This is a genomic window from Saccharothrix sp. ALI-22-I (genome assembly GCF_001984175.1).
Taxonomy (GTDB): Bacteria; Actinomycetota; Actinomycetes; order Mycobacteriales; family Pseudonocardiaceae; genus Actinosynnema.
Genome location: NZ_MTQP01000067.1, coordinates 735,765 through 757,956 on the forward strand (window position 1 = coordinate 735,765; position 22,192 = coordinate 757,956).

At 70.5% G+C, this 22,192-nt stretch carries 9 protein-coding genes; 7 read left to right on the top strand and 2 right to left on the bottom strand.

What is annotated here, in order from left to right:
* The first annotated feature begins 1,190 nt into the window (after positions 1-1,190).
* The 5 genes from ALI22I_RS35925 to ALI22I_RS35945 all read left to right on the top strand — a co-directional run bounded on the left by ALI22I_RS35925 (position 1,191) and on the right by ALI22I_RS35945 (position 19,082).
* A complete protein-coding gene (locus ALI22I_RS35925) occupies positions 1,191-15,461 on the top strand; it encodes a hypothetical protein (RefSeq protein WP_077009970.1) in 14,271 nt (4,756 codons plus the stop codon).
* A gap of 227 nt (positions 15,462-15,688) precedes the next feature.
* Positions 15,689-16,111, top strand: a complete 423-nt coding sequence (gene sdhC / locus ALI22I_RS35930) for a succinate dehydrogenase, cytochrome b556 subunit (RefSeq protein WP_077009971.1) — start codon at positions 15,689-15,691, stop codon at positions 16,109-16,111.
* Positions 16,112-16,113: 2 nt separating this feature from the next.
* The gene (locus ALI22I_RS35935) at positions 16,114-16,524 is read left to right on the top strand and encodes a succinate dehydrogenase hydrophobic membrane anchor subunit (protein WP_077009972.1); all 411 of its coding nucleotides are present in this window, start codon (positions 16,114-16,116) and stop codon (positions 16,522-16,524) included.
* Between the two features lie 24 nt (positions 16,525-16,548).
* A complete protein-coding gene (gene sdhA / locus ALI22I_RS35940; protein WP_077009973.1) occupies positions 16,549-18,300 on the top strand; it encodes a succinate dehydrogenase flavoprotein subunit in 1,752 nt (583 codons plus the stop codon).
* Positions 18,300-19,082 carry a succinate dehydrogenase iron-sulfur subunit gene (locus ALI22I_RS35945; RefSeq protein ID WP_077009974.1) on the top strand — a complete coding sequence of 261 codons (783 nt, stop codon included), beginning with the start codon at positions 18,300-18,302 and terminating at the stop codon, positions 19,080-19,082. Before sdhA ends, ALI22I_RS35945 begins: the two co-directional genes overlap by 1 nt.
* Positions 19,083-19,229: 147 nt before the next feature.
* On the opposite strand, the gene ALI22I_RS35950 is transcribed toward ALI22I_RS35945, so the two are convergent.
* Positions 19,230-20,513, bottom strand: coding sequence for a D-alanyl-D-alanine carboxypeptidase family protein (locus ALI22I_RS35950; protein WP_077009975.1), 1,284 nt, complete (start codon positions 20,511-20,513; stop codon positions 19,230-19,232).
* Positions 20,514-20,573: 60 nt separating this feature from the next.
* On the opposite strand from ALI22I_RS35950, the gene ALI22I_RS35955 reads away from it, so the two are divergent.
* Positions 20,574-20,810, top strand: coding sequence for an SCO4848 family membrane protein (locus tag ALI22I_RS35955; protein WP_077009976.1), 237 nt, complete (start codon positions 20,574-20,576; stop codon positions 20,808-20,810).
* 24 nt (positions 20,811-20,834) lie between these two features.
* Positions 20,835-21,182, top strand: coding sequence for a hypothetical protein (locus ALI22I_RS35960; RefSeq protein WP_077009977.1), 348 nt, complete (start codon positions 20,835-20,837; stop codon positions 21,180-21,182).
* Positions 21,183-21,216: 34 nt separating this feature from the next.
* Here ALI22I_RS35960 and yhjD read toward each other — a convergent pair whose 3' ends face one another.
* Complete coding sequence (gene yhjD, locus ALI22I_RS35965; protein ID WP_077009978.1) at positions 21,217-22,188, bottom strand: inner membrane protein YhjD; 972 nt, start codon at positions 22,186-22,188, stop codon at positions 21,217-21,219.
* Between the last annotated feature and the right edge of the window lie 4 nt (positions 22,189-22,192).

Genomic DNA, 22,192 nt, shown 5'->3' on the forward strand with positions numbered 1-22,192 from the left:
GCGGGCCGGGCAAGGGCGTCTTCGACGCGCCCAAGCCCCCCACGGCGGACGGCAACATCACCAAGGCTCCGCCTTCGTCCACCTCAACCCCGCCACCGGCCCCGAAACCGACCGTCGGTGCCCCGAGCATCCCGAGCGCTCCAAGCGGCGCCACTCCTCCTTCGGCCACGCCACCTTCAACGACCCCACCCTCGGCCACGCCACCTTCGGCGACCCCGCCCTCGACGACTTCACCGACGACGACCACGAAGCCGACGACGCCCGGAGCCATGCCACCGGTAGGCGCTCCAGCCGCCGGCGTGCCGCCCATGGCCGGACCGGCAGGTGCTCCGGCCGCGCCAGGCGCCGGTGGGACGGACCGTTCGAGCAAGTTCACCGGCGGGCCGGGCAAGGGCGTCTTCGACGCGCCCAAGCCCCCGACGGGCGACGGCAACATCACCAAGGCTCCGCCGACGTCGTCCTCGACCCCGCCCCCGGCTCCCAAGCCGACCCCGACCACCCCTCCGCCGACCACCCCTCCGGCAGGCACCACCCCACCGACCGCTTCCCCGGCGGGCACCCCGCCGCCGACCACCACTCCGGCAGGCACGCCGACGACGGCCCAGCCACCGTCCGCCACCCCACCGCCTGCGGCCAAGACGCCACCGGTGATCAGCACCCCACCGGCAGCCGGCCCACCCGCAGCCAGCCCATCTGCGGCAACGCCACCCGCAGCCACCCCGCCTGCGACAGCGCCATCTCCGGCGACGACACCGGCAGCCACCTCACCGACGGCGGCGCCCTCCACCGTCCCCCCAGCGGCGGCACCTCCCGCAGCCACACCGCCGGCCGCCGGCACGCCGAGCCCGACAACGGGCGGCGACCGCAACACCAAGTTCACCCAGCCCGGCACGCCCGCCGGCGTCTTCGACGCGCCCAAGCCCCCAGCCGGCGACGGCACCGTCAAAACCGCACCACCCGCAGGCCAAGTGCCTCCCAGCGCTCCCCCGACGCCCTCCACACCACCCACCAGCACACGGCCCGTCGGCACGCCCCCGGTCGCCGGCCCACCCGTCGACAACGCCCCCGCTCCCCAGACCAAACCCGCTCCGCCAGCTACCCCATCGGCCGCTCCGCCGTCGAGTCCGGCCGTCACGTCGACGCCGGTCAACTCGCCGCCCGTCGGCCCGGTCACGCCGGCAGCGCCTCCGGTGAGCACCGCACCACCGGTGCCCGCGGCGAACACGCAGAGCACGAGCCCCACCGTCCAGCCGCCCCGGGCCGAGAACACCGCACGCGACGCCGACACCTACGTCCAGCTGCCGAACGCGCCGCTGCGCAACCCGTTCCGGTCCGCCCCCACCCCGCAGCCGCCGACGATCTCCGCGCCGATCCCGATGGTGAACCTCGCCAACCCGACGGGGGTCAACCCGGCGGCTAATCCGACGGCCAATCCCGTGCCGAACCCTGCGCCCAACCCCGCACCCAACCCCGCACCGAACCCGGTGCTCGGGTCGCGGAACCTGCCGGACTTCTTCCAGGACGGCAAGGCGTTGGGCACGATCGCGCCCACGGACGTGCGGGGCGCGGGGCAGGTCACCGGTGTCATGACCGGGATCACGCCGGCCGACGCCAAGGTCATCGAGAGCGCGCTGGAGAACAATTTCGAGTCGTTCCTCGGCCAGGGCCGCAACTTCCAGGTCAAGATCGGCAAGGACTGGTTCGAGGCCAACGTCCAGGCCACGATGATCCCCCCGGCGAACGGCGCCGCGGTCACCAGCACGCCGTCCACCACCACCAAGGTGGACATGGCCGCCCAGTCCGGCACCGCCACGGGCACCGCCACCAACCTCACCACCGCCAACGACATCGGTTTCGGGGCAGCGGCGACCGCCGGCGTCGGACCGTACGGGTCGCTGGCCGGCAAGGCGCAGCTCGCCACCCCCGCCACCACGCTGAACACCTCCTCGGGCACGGTGGACCAGCGGGTCATCCGCGGCGGCGAGAGCTCCACGAACGTCGACGTCCCGGTCTCCTACCGGGTCACGCTGACCGCCGCGAACGGCACCGTGCGCCCTCCGCAGGCGGTCAACGGCGGCGTCACCCTCGCGGTACCCAACGACCTGGAGACGATCGCCAACTCCGGCAACGCCCAACCCGCCGCGGCACTGCCGCCCGGATGGGGGACCAAGCTGGAGCACGCGTTGCCCGAGGCGGTCACCGACTTCGACACCAACCAGGCGTTCACGGACGTCGCCGCGAAGCTGCACCCGTCGATCACCAAGATCGGCGCGCCCGGCCGCACCGCGTTGCAGGACTTCCTCAACGCCACCACCGTCCGCGACAACATGGGCGCGATGCTGGGCGGCTGGGTCACCTCGCCGGACCTGATCAGCCCGCACGGCAGCAAGGCCAACGCCGTGCAGATGAAGGCCTCCCTGCTGACCGCCGAACTGATCGGCACGACCGACGCCGCCCAGCTGCGGCTGCACGAGTCCCAGGCCACCGGCAGCTCCGTCACTTCCACCACCAAGACGGGCTTCGACGCCTCGGCCGGTGTGGGCGGCGGCGTGGGCCTGCCGGGTGTGATCGGCGGCACGGCGGGCATCACCGGCGGCTACTCGGCCCGGACCGCGGAGACGTCCGCGGCGGGCACCAGCTCCAGCACCCGCACCGGCATCCAGCTCAAGGGCGACACCGGCCTGTACAAGGTGACCGCGAACGTCCACATCAGCACACCCAACGGCGCGGACGTCGTCGTGCCGGTCACCACCTACATGCGCGTGGGCCTGCCCGAGGCCGCCGCGCTGAACCTGCCGGTGCCGCCGGGCACCGACGCCGGGCTGACCAAGCCCGGCACGGCGAACACCAAGTTCCTCCCGCCCTACCTGGCGGCGGACCTGGCGGCGGGCAACGTCAAGGTCGGCGAGTTCGGCCCCGGCACGCAGGTGCAGTCGCAGGTCCAGGCCACGTTGAAGGACCTGCCCGGCTTTGCCAAATTCCTACCCGGCTGGAACGACCCGGACGTGAACCCCCGCAAGGGCCAGAGCCTGGCCGACGTCGCGGAGGCCATGGCCAACCAGCGCAAGCTCGACGCGGAACTGTCGCCGACCGCGCTGAAGACCAAAATGGACAGTCTGCTGGGCCCCGGTGTCCAGGTGCAGCTCAAGAAGCGCGGCCTGAGCACCAACGAGTACGTCAACATCACCGTCCGCGCCAGGCCCGCCAACAACCAACACCTCGGCCAGGTCGACGCGCGCAACGTGCGCGGCTCGGCCAACACCGCGCCGAAGCTGGACAGCACCACCGCCACGCAGAAGTCGGTCAACATCGGCGTCGAGGGCAAGGCGACGTTCCCCGCCAAGACCGGCGACGCCTCGCTCACCCCGACGCCGCAGCTCGGCGCGAAGTACACCCACGGGTGGGGCACGAAGAACACCGGCGGCCCGACCGTCACCAGCACCGGGCTCAACGTCGGCAGCCCGAACGCCCAGGTGTTCTCCCAAGACCTGGAATTCGACGTCGAGATCACCACGTTCAGCCGCAACCGGGCGTGGGTCAAGCGGGTGACACCCGGCTCGCCGTTCCTCCAGGTGCCCGACCCCAAGCTGGTCGCCAAGACCGGCGGCCCCAACCCGCCCGGCGTGGCCAACCTGGACCAGATCTCCGGCCCGGTGCACCTGTGGGTGTCGGACAGCTCCTCGATGGACAACGACCCGTCCGGCTTCCGACCCGGCCCGCCGACGTCAACCAGGCTGGACAACCCGCCGACGATCAAGAACCTGCTCAACCCGCCCACACCCCGCCCGCCCGCGCCGGACTTCCTGCACGTCGAGGCGGTGGTCAACACCGAAACGGTGCGCGACCAGGCCATCGCGGCGCTCGACGCGGCGGCCAAGGGCGACTCGTCGCTGACCGTGCCCGGCACGGAGGCGCGCAACCAGATCGACAAGCTGTTCAGCCCGGAGAGCATCAAGGCCAACCTGCGCAAGCTGACCGAGACCGGCATGCAGGAGAACGGCCTGAAGTACGGCCGCCGGGTCACCGACCGCACCGGCGCCATCGGCATGGCGATCGAACTGGGCAACCCGAAACTGGTGTCGATCTCCGACAACACCGGCACCGAGAACGCGACCACCGGCGGTTACAAAGCCGGCGACGCGAAGTCCAGCAGCCACACCATCGACCTCACCGCCGGCCTCAACCTGCCCATCAAGCCGAACACGACGCCGCCGCCCGCGGGCGAGCCGACCCCGGCGAGCGGGTCCAGCGGTGTGGCCGTGACCGGCAAGGTCACGCCGTACTCGTCGTCGAAGACCAGCGCGAACGAGATCAGCGGCAGCGTGGACCGCAACGTCGTCACCCCGCCCGCCGCGCGGACCGTGCTGATCCAGCTCGACGCGGACGTCACCGTGGTCGGCGAGACCCGGTCGGGCAACGCCGTCTACGGAGGCACCCCGCGCGTGGAGGGCGCCACGGTCACCCTGCCCGGCGGGGTGTTCGTGCGGGTCAGCGAGGACGTGGCGCGCGAGTTGGGCGTGCTGCCCGACGTGAAGCCGAAGACGACGCCACCCCCGTTCGGCGCGATGACGCCGCCCGCGACACTGACCCCGGACCAGCCCAGCTCGCTGGGCCTGAGCACGCTGGACACCGCGCCGGACCTGACCGGCATGGTCTCCGGGCTGATCACCGACCTCAACCGGCAGACCGGCGGTCCGTTCAAGAGCGACCTGGTGCCGGACTCGGTGCTCAAGGACTCGATGAACAACTTCCAGCGGCTGGTCGACTTCACCTCGCCCACCAGCGTCAAGGCGATGATCGACAGCACGTTGGACGGCGGCGTGCCATTGCTGCTGCACCAGCCGGGCACGTTCGGCAAGGACACCTACCAGGTCACGCTCAAGGCCCGGATCACCAACACGCCGACCTTCGACGGGGTCGTCAACGACGGCGTCGACATGGAACACACCATCGCCGGCGCCCAGAAGGTGACCGACGGTCAGGGGCGGTCCACCGGCTGGGGCGTCGGCCTCAAGTCACCCGGCCTCGCCCAGCCCGGCAGCGCGAACAAGAACGTGTCCGGCGGCGTGGGCGTGATCGCCTCGGCGAACGTCGGCCAGCAGCACAGCAGCACCGAGACCAAGGCGACCACCGAGCAGTTCGGCCACCTGCGCGCGGGCGGCGGCCCGGCGGCGAAGTACACCGTGCCGATCGAGTTCGAACTGGTGGTGGAGAAGGGCGACCAGGTCGTCGCCAGGGCCACCGGCCAGCCGCAGGACGTCGGGGTACGGCTGCACGGGGACAACCAGAAGGTGTTCACCCCCGCCGCCACGCCGCCGCCCGGCTACGTCTCGACCACGACCACGCCGCCCGCCGCGCAGGGCACGCCGGCCGCCGCGACGGCCTGGCAGCAGAACGGCAACCCGGCGACGCTGCCGCCCAAGGCGTCGGTGGAGAACCTGCGCGGCGCGGCGGACCTGCGTGCCGCGGCGATCCAGGCACTGGCCGACGCGGGCGCGAACAAGGGCATCACCGGCAAGGGCACCGGCCCGCTCAACACCCTGCTGTCCACGCTCAGCTCGGAGAACCTCCAGCCCAGCCTGCCCGGGATGCTCAACGGCCCCCTGGAGGTGCCGGGGCTGCACGAGGCGGCGCTCACGTTCGGCCAGCACGCCGACGTGAAGGTCTACGCCAAGCTGGTCAACCCCCGCCTTGGCGGCCTGAGCGACGGCGTGAACCTGGAGAACCCGAAGTCGTCGGTCACCACGACCTCGTCCGAGGCCAAGCACAGCGAGACCGGTGACGTGTCGGTGGGCTGGGCGACCGGCAGCGCGTCGGTCAAACCGAACACCGACCCCAAGGACACCGCCGGGTTCTCCACCGGCGGCATCGAGACCCGGCACGCGTCCGAGGACGCCGAAGCGGTGTCCGGCGGCGCGACCAACAACAAGGTCAACAACCTCAAGCCGCAGGGCCGCACCGGCCTGGTCGACTTCGACGTCGAGTACCGCGTCGTGGCCACGGTCGGCGGCAAGACCAGCGTGGTGGACCTGGACATCCCCGGCTCGGCGTCGGTGCGGATGCCGTCACCGGAAGCCGAGACGGTGCTGGGCCGCGACTTCGACGCGGAGCTGAGCGACGCGCAGACCACGGTCAAGGACACCGCCAAGGCGTGGCGTGACGCGGAACTGGCGGTGGACGGCGCGCGGCACGACGCCCAGGCCGTGATCAACCGCGTCGCCGCCGAGGTCGCCCGGCTCCAGGCCGACCTCACCCGCGCGCAGACGCAGCACAACACCGCGATCGGCGCAGACCTGACCGAGGCCGGCCGCGTGCCCAACCTGGAACAGGCCGTCCGGGACGCGCAGACCGCGCGGGACAACGCGACCACCGCGGTCAAGGACCTGGGCAAGCAGATCGCCGGCCTCGATTCGGACCTCCAGGACGCGCGGACCGCGCTGGGTGACGCCGACATCGACGTGCGTTCCACCGGGGGTGACCTGGCAGGCGCGAACGCGGAGGTGGAGGCGGCGCAGGGCAGGCTGGACGCCGCGCAGGCGGCGTTGGACGTCGCCCAGGCCAACCTCGACGCACACCTCGACAACCGCCCCGAAGACGCACCACCGATCGCCGCCGACCCGGTGGCCAAGGACCTCGTCGGCAAGGTCGACACCGCCCGTGCCGCGCGTGACGCCCGTGAAACCGAGGTCGAGACGGCGGTCGGCGTCGCCGACAAGGCGCAGACCGCGAACACGAAGGCGATCGAGGAGCAGACCGCCGCACAGCTCAAGGTCGACAAGACCGGGCTCGCCGCGGACAAAGCGCGGATCGAACTCGGCAAGGCCAACGGCCACCTGAACACCGCGCAGGGCAACCTGCAGACCGCCGAGGGCCACCTGGGCACCGGCCGTGACGCCGCTCAGCTCGCGGCGGACGCGCGCGAGATCGCGCGGCAGGAGCAGCAGCAGGTCGAGAACACCATCGCCGACCTGGAAGCGGAAATCACCGCGGCCGAGGTGGAACTGGACAACCGTCGCACCGAGGCCGACGCGCGCCAACTCGACTGGTGGAACGCCCGCATCGTGGTCGACCAGCGGGTCGCCGACTTCAACCGCGGCCCGACACCCCCTCCCCCACCGCCCGGCACCACACCGACCATCACCGTCACCCCACCCGGCACCACACCGGTCGTGCCGACGCCGCTGCCCGACAACACGATCACCTCGCCCGACCCGGGCACCCCGCCCACCGACACCCCACCCACCAACACCGCACCCACCGACACCCCGCCGGCCGGCCAGAAGTCCACCGACCTGCCGCCGACTCCGAAGTCCACCCCGGAAACCGTGACACCGGCCAACCCGCCGATCACGACGAACGGCACCCAGCCCCCCGCCGTCACCACCCCCGCGACTCCCGCCGCAGACCTGAACACGCGCCCGGACATCGTCGCGGCGACCGCCGAACTGGACGCCGCGACAACCGCGCTGGAACAGGCGAACAGCAAGTACGGCCACCTGCCCACCTCGTCCAGCGCACCACTGCACCCGGCGATCGCCAACGCCCAAACCCGGCTCCAGCTGGCCGAGGCCGACCTGGACGGTCTCCTCAACCCGCCCACCACCCCACCCGCGCCGCCCAACACCACCACGCCGGCGGTACCGCCCTCCGCACCCACGCCGTCCACCACCCGATCGGCCACCGACACCAACGCGCCGCCGGCACCGACCGCACCGCAGGCACCGACCGCGCCGACCGCCGCACCGGCATCCGCACGTCCGTACCAGACGCCGTCCCCGGAACGGTCCTTCGACGTCCCAGCCGGAGCGCAACTCGACGGCACGCAGACCGCCGACCTCGACTCGCTGGCCGCCGACATCGCCGAGTCCAACGCGATGCGCGACCGGAACGGCTACCAGCACGCCGTGGTCGAGGTCTCCGGCCCCAACGCGCAGGTCGTCGCGGACGCGCTGGCGGCCAAGGGCATCGACGCGGCCATCCGCGACACCAACGGCCCCACCACCGACGTGCACGTGAACCACGACCTCGAGCGCCCCGACGGCTGGACACCGCCGGCCGCGCCCGTAGGCGTGAAGGTCACCGACACCGTCATCACCTCGCCCGAACCGCAGGGTCCGCACCCGGTCCTGGACAACCCCGACTGGCGACACAGCCCGGACTCCAGCGCGCCCTGGTTCGACGCGCAGCCGAACGCCGCGTCGAACCAGAGCATCGAGGACGCACGGGCGAACGCCCCCGTAACCAGCACCGTCCGCGGCGAGGACGGCGGTGTCCTGAACACCACCACCGTGGGTCCCGACGGCATCGACATGAAGGCGTGGCGCGGGCCGATCGCGTACGACACACGCGTCATGGACGTCAACGGCATCCCCGTACGCGACTTCACCGTCAAGGTCTTCATCGACCCCAACGGAAACGCCAACGCGACCCCCGACCAGGTCGCCGACCTCCAGAGGCGCACCAAGCAGGGCGTCGAGACCTTCTACAACAACGGCAACCGGCTGCCCGGCGGCGAGCAGTTCCACGTCACCGTCGAATTCTCCACCGACCCCGCCGACGCGCACGCCACCGTCGCCGTCAGCGCCCCCAAGGGCCGCGCCAACCAGCTGAACTGGCCCGTCGACTCCGACCCCGCCGTCCTCGGCCACGAAATCGGCCACTTCCTCGGCCTGCACGACGAATCCTTCGAGAAGAGCGACGTCAAGCCGATCTTCCAGCACAAGGACGGCAAGGGCCGCGTCGTCGATGACAACGGTCCCATGGCCGACGGTTTCGACGAGCCCGGCGCGGGCGTCAAGCCGCGCAACCTGTGGCTGGTCGAAAACCGGATGCACGCCCTGGAGTCGTTCAACCCGCCGCCCGCACCGGACACCACCAACCCGGCCGCCACGGACACCTCGACCACCCCGACCAGCTCGGACGCCGACGTGCAGCCGCCGAACGCGCCGCTGCGCAACCCGTTCCGCCGCACCACCCCGAACCCGGTCGTCCCGCTGGCCACGATCACCCCGCCCAACCCCGGCCCGGTGCTGGCCACCAAGAACCTCCCGGACTTCTTCCAGAACAACCAGGCCCTGGGCACCATCGCCCCGGTGGACGTCCAGGGCGCGCCCAAGGTCACCGGTGCCGTCAACGGCCTCAAAACCGACGACGCGACCAAGATCGAAACCGCTCTGACCAGCGACTTCGAGTCGTTCCTCGGCCACGGCCGCAACTTCCAGGTCAAGATCGGCAAGGACTGGTTCGAGGCCAACATCCAGGCCACGATGCTGCCGCCGGCCGACCCCGCCGCGGCGGTGAGCACGCCGTCCACCAACACCAAGGTGGACATGGCCGCGCAGAGCGGCGCGAGCACGTCCACCACCAACACCCTGGCCACCGCCAACGACATCGGCGCCGCGGCCACGGCCGGCACGGCGATCGGCCCGTACGGTTCGCTCGGCGGCAAGGCTCAGCTCGCCACCCCGGCCACCGCCAACACCAGCTCGACGTCCACAGTGGACCAGCGGATCATCCGCTCCGGCGAGTTCTCCACCCAGGCCAACGTCCCGGTGAGCTTCCAGATCACGCTGACCGACGCCCAGGGCAACGCGCAGCCGCCGATCACCGTGGACTCCGACCACACCGGCCCGGTGGACGTCACCCTGCAGATCCCGAACGACCTGTCCACGATCGCGGACTCCAACCCGACCATCGCGGACAACCCCACAGCCCCGAGCGCGGACTGGGGCGCGCGGATCGAGCACCCGGTGCCCGAGGCCGTCACGGTGGTCAACCCGAACCAGGCGTTCACCGACGTGGCGGCCAAGCTGCACCCGTCCATCACCAAGATCGGCTCGCCCGGCCGCACCGCGCTCCAGACGTTCCTGAGCCCGACCACGATCAGGGACAACATGGGCGCGATGCTCACCGGCTGGGTGACCTCACCCGACCTGATCAGCCCGCACGCGAGCAAGGGCGCCGCGGTCCAGATGCACGCGAACCTGCGCACCGCCGAACTGGTCGGCGTGCACGACGCCGCGCAGCTCCGTCTGCACGAGGCCACGTCGTCGAGCACCGGGGTCACCGCGACCACCAAGACCGGGTTCGACGCCACCGGTGGGTTCGGCGGCAACGTGGGCGTGCCCGGCGCGGTCACCGGCCAGGTCGGCGCCACGCTCGGCTACTCCGCGCGCACCGCGGACAGCTCGAACGCGGGCACGAACACCACCAACCGCACCGGCATCCAGCTCAAGGGCGAGACCGGCCTCTACAAGGTGACCGCGGACGTCGAGGTGCGCACCGCCAGCGGCGCGAACGTCACCGTGCCTGTGACCACCTACGTGCGGTTGGGCCTGCCGGAGGCGGCGGCGCTGAACCTGCCGACGCCCGAGGGCACCCAGGCGGGCATCGCCAAGCCGACCGCGGAGCCCCGTTGGGCACCTCCGTACCTGGACGCCGCGATCGCCGCGGGCAACGCGAAGATCGGCGACTTCGAACCGGCCAGTCGGGTGCAGCCGCAGGTCGAAGCGGCGCTGAAGAACGTCAAGGGCTTCGAGAAGTTCCTGCCGAGCTGGAACGACCCGAACGCCGACCCGCGCAGCGGCAAGGGCCAGAGCTTCGCCGACGTGGCGCAGCAGCTGGCCAACCAGCGCAAGCTCAACCAGCTCTCGCCGACCGCGCTGAAGTCCAACGTGGACAGCCTGATGGGTCCGGGTGTCCAGATCCAGCTGAAGAACTCCGACGCCACCAGCAACACCTACGTCAACATCACGGTCAAGGCGAAGCTCACCAACTCCACCCACCTCGGTCAGGCGGACGCGCGCAACGTGCGCGGCTCGTCGTCCAGCGGCCCCAAGCTGGACAGCGCCACCGCCACCACCAAGGGCTGGAGCGGCGGCATCGAGGGCAAGGTCCTCATCCCGAACAAGACCGGCATCGCGACCGTGACGCCGACGCCGCAGTTCGGCGTGAAGTACAACCAGTCGTCGACGGTGAAGAACACCGCCGGCCCCACGGTGAACAGCACCGGGTTGAACGTGGGCAGCCCGAACGCCCAGGTGTTCGCCAACGACGTCGAGTTCGAGGTCGAGATCACCACGTTCACCCGGCCGAGGTCGTGGGTGCAGCGCGTCACCCCCGGCATGCCCGGGCAGCAGGCGCCTCAGCAGCAGGTCGTCGCCCGCACGGTCGGCGCGTCGCTCGACCCGACCGCCCGCGACAACCCGCAGATCCTGCCGCAGATCAGCGGCAAGGTGAACGTGTGGGTGTCGGACAGCTCGGTGATGAAGTCCGACCCGGCGGGCTTCAAACCAGGCGACCCGGTGGTCACCAGGCTGACCGAAGCGCCCACGGTGAAGGACCTGCTCACCACCCGGCCGGAGGAGAAGTCGCCGGAGTTCCTGCACGTCGAGGCGGTGGCGAACACCACGACGTTGCGCGACGAGGCGATCGACGCGCTCAACCGGGCGGCGAAGGGCGACTCGGCGCTGACCGTGCCGGGCACGGAGGCGCGCAACCAGATCGACCGGATGTTCAGCCCCGAGAACATCAAGGCCAACCTGCGCAAGCTGGTCGAGACCGGCATGCAGGAGCAGAGCCTCCGCTACGACCGGCGGATCACCGACCGCACCGGCTCGGTCGGCATGTCGATGAAGCTCGGCAACGCCAAGCTGATCTCGATCTCCAACGACACCGGCACCGAGAACGCGGTCACCGGCGGCTACAAGGCGGGCGAGAGCAAGTCGGTGAGCCGGTCGGTGGACGTCACCGGCGGCATCAACGTGCCGGTCAAGCCGAACGCCACCCCGCCGCCGGCGGGCGAGCCGACCCCGCCGAGCGGGTCCGGCGGCGCGGCCGTGACCGCCAAGTACACGCCGTGGGCGGACTCGAAGTCCGAGGCGCGGGAGATCAGCGGCAGCGTCGACCGCAACTTCGTGACGCCGCCCGCCGCGCGGACCGTGCTCGTCCAGTTGGACGCGGACGTGACGATCGTCGGCGAGAGCCGGGCGGGCAACGTGCTCCACGGCGGCACCCCGCGCGCCGAGGGCGCGACGGTGAACCTGCCCAAGTCGGTGTTCGTGCGGGTCAGCGAGGACGTGGCACGTGAGCTCGGCGTGCTGCCGACCGTGTCGCCGAAGGTGCCGCCGCCCGCGTTCCCGCAGATGGCGCCGCCGAAGACGCTGGCGAACGGCGAGCCCGGCGCGCTCGGCCTGTCCACTGTGGACAATGTGCCGGACCTGTCCGGCGTGGTGAACGACCTGGTCGCGGACGTGAACCAGAAGACGTCCAAGCGCTTCGGCGACCCGCTGGTGCCGGACTCGGTCCTCAAGGACTCGATGAACAACCTCCAGCGGCTGGTCGACTTCAGCTCGCCGACCAGCGTCAAGGCGATGATCGACAGCGCCTTGGACGGCGGCGTCCCGCTGCTGGTGCACCAGCCGGGCACGTTCGGCAAGGACTCGTTCCAGGTCACGCTGCGCGCGAAGACCACCGGCGACCCCAAGTTCGACCGGGTCGTCAACGACGGTGTCGACATGGAACACACCATCGCCGCCGCGCAGAAGATCACCGACGGCCAGGGTCGCGGCAAGGGCTGGGGCGTCGGTGTGAAGGCGCCGGGCCTGGCCCAGCCGGGCAGCGCCAACCCGAACGTCTCGGGCACGGCCGGCGTGATCGCGTCCGCGGGCTTCAACCACGCGCAGAGCAGTTCGATCACCGACTCGACCACGCGGCAGTTCGGCCACCTGCGGGCGGGCGGCGGCCCGGCGGTGAAGTACACCGTGCCGGTCGAGTTCGAACTGGTGGTGGAGAAGGGCACCGAGGTCATCTCGACCGCCACCAGCGGCCCGCAGGAGATGGGCATCCGGCTGCACGCGGACAACCAGAAGGTCGCGGGCGGCACCACGCCGAACCAGCCGTACATGGCCGCGGCGATCAAGCGGGGCCCCGAACTCGGCACGCCCACCGCCGCCCTGGCGTGGCAGCAGGCGAACACCCCGTCCGCGCTGCCCGCGTCCGCGTCGGTGGAGAACCTGCGCGGCGTGAAGGACCTGCGGGACGCGGCGGTGCGCGCGCTGACCGAGGCGGGCGCGAACCAGGGCATCACCGGCAAGGGCACCGCGCCGCTGAACACCCTGCTGTCCACGTTGAGCTCGGAGAACCTCCAGCCGAGCCTGCCGGGCATGCTGGACGGGCCGCTGGACGTGCCCGGACTGCACGAGGCGGCGCTCACGTTCGGCCAGGACGCGGACGTGAAGGTGTACGCCAAGCTGGTCAACCCCCGGTTGGGTGGCCTGAGCGACGGCGTCAACCTGGAGAACCCCAAGTCCACCGTGAGCACGACCAGCGGTGAGGCGAAGGTCAGCGAGAACGCCGACGTGTCGGTGGGCTTCGCGACCGGCAGTGCGGGCGTGAAGCAGCACGGAGACCCCAAGGACACGATCAACTTCAGCACCGGCGGCGTCGAGGTCCGGCACGCGGCCGAGGACTCACAGGCCGTCTCCGGTGGCGCGACCGACAACAAGGTCAACAACCTCAAGCCACAGGGCCGGTCCGGGCTGGTCGAGTTCGACGTCGAGTACCGGGTGGTCGCCACCATCGGCGGCAAGACCGGCGTGATCGACCTGGCGGTGCCCGGCTCGGCCGCGGTGCGGATGCCCGCGCCCGAGGCGGAGGCCGTGCTCGGCCGCGAGTTCGACGCCGCGCTCAGCGACGCGCAGAACGGCGTGAAGACCACGGCGAAGGCGTGGCGGGACGCGGAGATCGCGGTCGACAAGGCCCGCAACGACGCGCAGGACACCATCAACGAGGTGGCGGCCGAACTCGCCAAGACCGACAACGCGCTGACCGGCGCCCAGATCACGTTGAACAACGCCATCGAGGCCGACGTCGTCGAATCCGGCAAGGTCCCCGGCCTGGAGACGGGCATCGAGACCGCCACCGAGGGCGTCGGCAAGGCACAGGAGACCTACAAGAACCTGACCGGCCAGGTCGCGGAGCTGGAGATCGCGGCGCAGATCGCCGACGACGTGGTCGGCGACCGGGCCGACGACGTGACGGAGAGCGCCGACGTCGTCGCCGACCTGGAAGGCCGGCTGTCCGACGCCGACGCCCGCCTGACCGAGGCGGACAAGGCCGTCCAGCTCGCCGAGCAGAACCTGGCCGCCCACCAATCGGCGCCCCCGCCCGCCGAGGGCGCGCCACCGGTGGACCCGGCCGTGGCGCAAGGCCTGCAAGCCGAGATCAACGACGCCGTCACGGTCCGGGACGGCATCAAGTCCGAGGTCGACGGCCTGGCCGTCGAGCTGGGCAAAGCGCGGACGCAGCACGAGACGAACGTCAAGAACCACGAGAAGGCCGAGGACGCCGCCGCGAAGGCCCTGGAAGACCTGAACGGCGTGAAGGAGGCCCAGGCCAAGGCGCGCGACAACCTGACGGACGCGGGCAAGGACCTCAAGACGGCCAAGGACAACCTCCGCGACCAGCAGAAGATCGTCCGCGATGCCCAGACGGCCCGCACCGACGTGCAGAAGCAGTACGACGGCCTGGTCGGCGCCCGCGACGCCCAGGACGCCCGCATCACCGCCGCCGAGGTGGAACTGGACGCCAAGCGGCGCGAGGCGGACGCCCGTCAGCAGGAGTGGTGGGACGCCAAGATCGCGGTGGACCAACAGATCGACACCTACAACACCCCCGCGCCCGCGCCCACCAACGGCACCCCGCCCACCAACGGCACGCCACCGACCAACGGCACCCCGCCCACCGACGGCACCCCGGAGATCGTGGTCACGCCGGAGATCGTGGTCACGCCGGAGATGGTGGTCACGCCGCCAAAACCGGCCCCGTCGACCACGAACGGCAACCCCCACACCGCACCGCCGAGCGTCCCCGCCCCGACCCACACCGACACGCCCAGCCCCGTCCTCACCAGCACCCGCACCAACCCGCTGCCGCCGAGCACAGCCGCCCAGCCGAACGTCGGCATCGAGCCCGCCCCCAACCACCCGCCGGTGGCCCCCGAGCACGTCGGCGAGGCCCTCAAGCACCTGAGGTACACCGCCACCGACCTCCTCCCGACCGCCCCACCACCGGCGATCGGTGGCCTGTACGCGGCCATCAGCCAGGCCACCGGCATCCCACCGGCGACCCTGCGCCAAGACGTGGTGACCACGGCGGGCGGCATCCCGCAGCACGTCGCGGACTTCACCGTGACGCACCCCATGCGCAAGAACCACCTATACGGGGCGCTGGTGGAGAACCTGAACTGGTCGCTCAAGGACGCGCCGGAGAACACCAGGGCGGGCAACGCCCGTGACCTCACCGGGCGGCTCATCGCGACCCGGTTGGGCGCGAACCTGGTCATCCACCTCCCCGGCACGCCCCAGCCGGTGCGGCTGGCGCCGTTCACCGGGCAGGTCCAGCCGGAGATCCACATCGATCTCGTCATCGTCAACGGAGTGGCCACCTACCGGTCGCGCTGATCCGCAGTGGACGGTGCCGGTCACCCGCCTGGGTGACCGGCACCGCACAGCCGACCAGCCGGGACTGTGAGCCGGAATCGATCCAGTGCCCACCCGGTGTCTCGTCGCTCACAGACGGGTCAGGCCGTTGGGTCGGGTGCCGCGCGCGGGACTAGCATCCGAGGGTCAAGGTCCGAGTACGCACGTACCGGAGACCAGTCCACCACTGACGCTGGAGGCCGTTGCGCATGGCCGGCACCACCGCACCCGAGCGGGCGGGCACCTCTAAAGGGGGCGGAACGCTCTACCGCGGCGACCTGGGGATGTGGTCCTGGGTCGCCCACCGCATCACCGGTGTGTTGACGTTCTTCTTCCTGTTCGCGCACGTCCTGGACACCGCGCTGGTGCGGGTGTCCCCGGACGCGTACGACAAGGTCATCGAGACCTACAAGAACCCGATCGTCAACCTGTTCGAGGTCGGCCTCGTCGGCGCGGTCCTCTACCACGCGCTCAACGGCATCCGCGTGATGCTGGTCGACTTCTGGGCCAAGGGCCCCCGGTACCAGCGGCAGATGTTGTGGGCGATCCTCGGTGTCTGGGTGCTGGTCATGGTCCCCGGCACCTACTTCATGATGGTCCGCACGGTGTCCGACCTGTTCGGAGGTCAGTGATCATGAGCGAGCTGACCCTGGCCAAGCCGCGCACCCCGCGCCGTCCGGCCGCCCGTCGCAACAACTTCGAGCTGCACAGCTGGCTGTTCATGCGCATCTCGGGCATGGCGCTGGTGGTGCTGGTGCTCGGGCACCTGTTCATCATGAACATCCTCGACGGCGGTGTGCACCGCATCAACTTCGGCTTCGTCGCGGGCCGCTGGGCCTCGCCGTTCTGGCAGTTCTGGGACCTGACCATGCTGTGGCTGGCCCAGATCCACGGCGGCAACGGCCTGCGCACCGTGATCAACGACTACGCCCGCAAGGACGCGACCCGGTTCTGGCTCAAGGTGCTGCTCTACGTCTCGATGGTGCTGATCATCGCCCTCGGCACGTACGTGATCTTCACCTTCGACCCGAACATCACCGACTGACCCGCCGCGGGGAGTACTAGAGCCATGCAGTTCCACAAGTACGACGTCGTCATCATCGGCGCGGGTGGCGCCGGGATGCGCGCGGCGATCGAGTCCGGCCAGCGGGCCCGCACGGCGGTGCTGACCAAGCTCTACCCGACCCGGTCCCACACGGGCGCCGCGCAGGGCGGTATGTGCGCCGCGCTGGCGAACGTGGAAGAGGACAACTGGGAGTGGCACACCTTCGACACGATCAAGGGCGGTGACTACCTGGTCGACCAGGACGCGGCCGAGATCATGGCGAAGGAGGCCATCGACGCGGTCCTCGACCTGGAGAAGATGGGCCTGCCGTTCAACCGCACGCCCGAGGGCAAGATCGACCAGCGGCGGTTCGGCGGCCACACCCGCAACCACGGCGAGGCGGCCGTGCGCCGTGCCTGCTACGCGGCCGACCGCACCGGCCACATGATCCTGCAGACGCTGTACCAGAACTGCGTCAAGCACGGCATCGAGTTCTTCAACGAGTTCTACGTGCTCGACATCTGCATGACCGAGACCGCCGACGGCCCGGTGTGCACCGGCGCGGTGGCCTACGAGCTGGCGACCGGCGAGATCCACGTGTTCCAGGCGAAGTCCGTGGTGTTCGCCACCGGCGGCTTCGGCAAGGTCTTCAAGACCACGTCCAACGCGCACACGCTCACCGGCGACGGCATGGGCATCGTGTTCCGCAAGGGCCTGCCGCTGGAGGACATGGAGTTCTACCAGTTCCACCCGACCGGCCTCGCGGGCCTGGGCATCCTCTTGACGGAGGGCGCGCGCGGTGAGGGCGCGATCCTCCGCAACGGCTCCGGCGAGCGGTTCATGGAGCGCTACGCCCCCACCATCAAGGACCTCGCGCCGCGCGACATCGTGGCCCGTTCCATGGCGTTGGAGGTGCTGGAAGGCCGCGGCGCCGGTCCGAACAAGGACTACGTGCTGCTGGACTGCACGCACCTGGGCGCCGAGGTGCTGGAGAGCAAGCTGCCCGACATCACCGAGTTCGCCCGCACGTACCTCGCGGTCGACCCGGTGAAGGAGCCGGTGCCGGTCTACCCGACCGCGCACTACGCGATGGGTGGCATCCCGACCAACGTGCACGGCGAGGTGCTGCGGGACAACGACAGCGTCGTGCCGGGGTTGTACGCGGCCGGTGAGTGCGCGTGCGTGTCCGTGCACGGCGCGAACCGCCTGGGCACCAACTCGTTGCTGGACATCAACGTGTTCGGCCGCCGTGCGGGCATCGCCGCCGCCGAGTACGCGCTGGCGCACGAGCACGTGGAGCTGCCGGAGAACCCCGCCGCCCAGGTCGAGGCGCAGGTGGCGCTGGTGCTGTCCGAGCACGGCCAGGAGCGCGTGGCGGACATCCGCACCGAGTTGCAGGCCACGATGGACGCCAACGCGTCGGTGTACCGCACCGAGGACACGCTCAAGACGGCGCTGCACGACGTGCAGGCGTTGAAGGAGCGGTACCAGCGGATCACCGTGCAGGACAAGGGGAAGCGGTTCAACACCGACCTCCTCGAAGCCGTCGAACTGGGCTTCCTGTTGGAGCTGGCCGAGGTTCTCGTCGTCGGCGCGCTGGCGCGCAAGGAGTCCCGCGGCGGTCACGCGCGCGAGGACTACCCGAACCGCGACGACACGAACTTCATGCGCCACAGCATGTACTACAAGCAGGGCGACGGCTTGGCGGCCGACATCCGGCTCGACTACAAGCCCGTGACGTTCACCCGGTACCAGCCGATGGAGCGCAAGTACTGATGACCGCTACCGCTGAAGTGTCCACCGGCTCGCGCGGGAACCAGCCCCCCGTGCCGGACGGCGCGATCACCGTCACCGTGAAGATCCGCCGGTTCAACTCGGAGTTCGACGACGAGCCGCGCTGGGACTCGTTCGAGATCCCGGCCCTGCCGTCGGACCGCGTGCTGAACCTGCTGCACTACGTGAAGTGGTACCTGGACGGGACGCTGACGTTCCGTCGGTCGTGCGCGCACGGCATCTGCGGCTCGGACGCCATGCGCATCAACGGCGTGAACCGGCTGGCGTGCAAGGTGCTGCTGAAGGACCTGCTGGCGTCCGGTGGCAAGCCGACCACGATCACCATCGAACCCATCAAGGGTCTGCCGGTCCACAAGGACCTGCTGGTGGACATGGAGCCGTTCTTCGAGGCGTTCAAGGCGGTCAAGCCGTACCTCATCACGTACGGCAACGAGCCGACGCGCGAGCGGGTGCAGTCCATCGCCGACCGTGAGCGGTTCGACGACACCACGAAGTGCATCCTGTGTGCGGCGTGCACCACGTCGTGCCCGGTGTACTGGACCGAGGGCTCCTACTTCGGCCCCGCGGCGATCGTGAACGCGCACCGGTTCATCTTCGACAGCCGTGACGAGGGCGCCGAGGAGCGGCTGGACATCCTCAACGACATCGACGGCGTGTGGCGCTGCCGCACGACGTTCAACTGCACCGACGCCTGCCCACGTGGCATCCAGGTCACCAAGGCCATCCAGGAAGTCAAGCGCGCCCTCCTCTTCAAGCGCGTCTGACCCCACGCACTGCTGAGGGCCCCTGAGCGGTGCTCAGGGGCCCTCAGCACGTTCTGAGCGTTCAACTCACCCATCCCGAACGCAGGACACGCGCATTCCGAACGCAGGACACGCGCGAAAGTCGAACGTTCGGGACTCTCGGGGTGGTCAGGAGGTTTGTTGGCGGGCTCGGGCGGCTCGGGCGGCCTTGGCTCGGCGGCTGCGGAGGTACATGACCATGGCCAGGAGGATGCCCAGGCCGGCTACGGCGGTGATCGGGCCGCCGACGTTGCCGAAGGCGGTCTGCATGGCGGAGGGTTGGGTGCCGTCGGGGGTCGAGTTGGCGACTTCGCCTACGCCGGCGCTGGTCGGCGTGGGTTCGACGGTCTTCTTCTTCGCCTGGGGCGCGCCTTCGACCAGTCGGCCGACGGGGTTGCCGGACGCGGCCGGCTCCAGGGCGAAGCCGTAGTCCAGCAGGCGGGCCGCCTGGTCGGTCATCCGGACGGGCTGCTGCTGGCCCCGCAGCAACACCACGACGAGCTTCTGGCCGTTGCGCTCCGCCGCACCGACGTAGGTGTGCTGGGCGTCGTCGGTGAACCCGGACTTCCCACCCAGAGCGCCCTGGTACGCGGTCAGCATCCGGTTGTCGTTGACGATCGGCACGGTCCCGTTGCCGTTGGCCGCCGGGAAGTCGATGCGTTGCGTCATGACGGCCTTGACGAAGTCCGGGTACTTCATCGCCTCGCGGTAGATCAGCGCCACGTCGTAGGCCGACGTCGACGTGCCGGGCGCGTCCAGCCCGGACGGCGTCACCGCCCGCGTGTCCAGCGCACCGAGTTCGATCGCCAGCGCGTTCATCTTGCGGATCGCCGACGGCACCCCGCCCAGCCTGCGGGCCAACGCGTGCGCCACGTCGTTGCCCGACGCCATCACCAGCGCCTGGAGCATCTGCTCGACGGTGTACTCGGCGCCGTTGCGCAGACCGATGCAGGTGCACTCCTGCGCGATGTCCTCGGGCGTCGCCGCCACCGTCGCGTTCGGGGCCAGCTCCTTGGCCACCACCGTCGCGAGGAGCACCTTGATGACCGAGGCGGGCCGCTGGCGGCCGTGCGGGTCGAGCGCGGCCAGCACGGCGCCGCTGTTCAGGTCCGCCAGGAGCCAGCTCTTGGCGGTGATGCCGTCCGGCGGCACGGGCGCGTTCGGCGGCAGCACGAGGCCGCACTCGCCGAGGCGCTGTCCACCGACCGGGTTCTCCGGCACTTCGAGCGGTGAAGGCGGCTTCTCGCCCGGCGCGACCTCTTCGGAGGTGTCGACCGGAGGTGGCGGTGAGACCTTGTTCTCACAGGCCGGCTGGGCCACTGCGACCGGTGCGGCCGCGAACGCCGCGGTGGCCATCAGCGCGCAGGCAGCCAGAACCAGGGCAACGGGCCGTCGGAACGCGGAGGAACGCACCCGCCCAGGCTAGCCACCCCGGATGAGTGACCTGCACCCGCCACGTCCGATACTGCTCCGGTGAAGCTCTCCCGCGGCATGTCCGTGTTCCTGCTTGCCTTCGGGGTGTGGTCCTGGGTGATCTGGCCGACCTTCCTGCAGAACATCTGGAATGACCCGCGCTCGTGGGACGCCGGCCCGACCGCGTTCTTCACCGTTCACCTGCTGCTCGTTGTCGCGTCGCTCACATTCGGCACGGTCATCGGCGTGCTGGGCGTGCGCGGTCTGCGCGCCCTGCGTGCCGCGAAAAGCGAATAACCCACCACACCTGGAGGCTCCGCCGTGGAGTTCGTGCGCCTACTGCTGGTGTTCCTGCACCTGCTCGGCATGGGCATGCTCATCGCGATGTTCTTCGTCCAGCGCCGGGCCGGGGCGGACGCCCCCCTGAACAAGGGCTGGCTGCACGGCAGCGCGCTCCAACTGTTGACCGGCGTGGCGCTGATGGGTCTGGCCCCGCTGACCGACCAGGACTACGACAACATCAAAATCGGGGTGAAACTGCTGGTGCTGGTCGTGATCGGAGGTCTGGTCGCGGTCAACCTGAGCAAGCCGAAACCCGCCACGTGGCTCACCCCGACGCTCGCCGGTCTGGTGGTCGTCAACGTCGGCATCGCGGTGTTCTGGACGTAAACCCGCGACGTAAACCCCGACGTGAACGCCGCGGTCACCGCCGCCGGAACAACGCACCCAGCAGCAGCCCCACGCCGACCAGCCCGACGGCGGCGCGGGGGCTGGGGCCGGACCGGACCTCCACCACCGGCCGGATCACCGCGGGCGGCGGTGGCGGCGGCAGGTCCTTCCTGGCGTTCTCCCGCGCCGTGGCGGTCCACGCCGTGATGAACAGCAGGAACTGGGCCACCAGATTCGCGAAGAACAGCACACCGATGATCGGCCCGAACGCGGCGCCGGCGGGCGAAGACGTGACGGTGCTCAGGTAGAGCGTCCCGGCCTGCTTCAGGATCTCGAACCCGATCGCGGCGGCGGCCGCACCCTTCACCGCGCTGCGCCACCCCACCGGCTCGCGCGGCAGCTTGGCCAGCACCCACAGGAACACCAGCCAGTTCGCGACCAGGGCCAGCACGATCGTGCCGACCTTCAACATCGCCTCGGCCCACCCCACGCCGTCCAGGCCCACCCACCGCAGCACCAGTTCGGCGAACCCGCTGCCGACCGCCGTGAGGCCGAACGACACCACCAGGGCCACCCCGAGGCTGATGAGCGCCAGCAGGTCCTTCAACGCCGTCTTCAGGAACGGCAGGTCGGCCTTCGCGTGGCCCCACTGCGCGGTCAACGCGTCACGCAGGTTGCTCATCCAGCCGAGGCCGGAGTAGGCGGCGGTGAGCAGGCCGAGCACACCCACGGTGCCCTTGGACTGGATCGCCTGCTCGACCACCTCGTTGATGGTGTTGCCGAGCGTGCCGGGCACCGCCTCGGTGATGCCGGCCTTCATCTCGTCCAGCAGTCCGGGCTGCGAGGACAGCACGAAACCGGCGACGGCGAAGCCGATCATCAGCATCGGCACCAGCGACAGCACGCTGAAGTACGTCACGGCCGCCGCGTAGTGCGCCCCGTACTGCTCGCTGTACCGCTGGGCGGCGCGGAACAGGTGGTCCAGCCACGGCCGCTCGCGGCGCATCCGG

Excerpts from the sequence above, each read along its gene's own strand:
- ALI22I_RS35935 (WP_077009972.1), top strand. The coding sequence starts at position 16,114 with ATGAGCGAGCTGACCCTGGCCAAGCCGCGCACCCCGCGCCGTCCGGCC.
- sdhA (WP_077009973.1), top strand. The coding sequence starts at position 16,549 with ATGCAGTTCCACAAGTACGACGTCGTCATCATCGGCGCGGGTGGCGCC.
- sdhC (WP_077009971.1), top strand. The coding sequence starts at position 15,689 with ATGGCCGGCACCACCGCACCCGAGCGGGCGGGCACCTCTAAAGGGGGC.
- ALI22I_RS35945 (WP_077009974.1), top strand. The coding sequence starts at position 18,300 with ATGACCGCTACCGCTGAAGTGTCCACCGGCTCGCGCGGGAACCAGCCC.
- yhjD (WP_077009978.1), bottom strand. The coding sequence starts at position 22,188 with ATGCGCCGCGAGCGGCCGTGGCTGGACCACCTGTTCCGCGCCGCCCAG.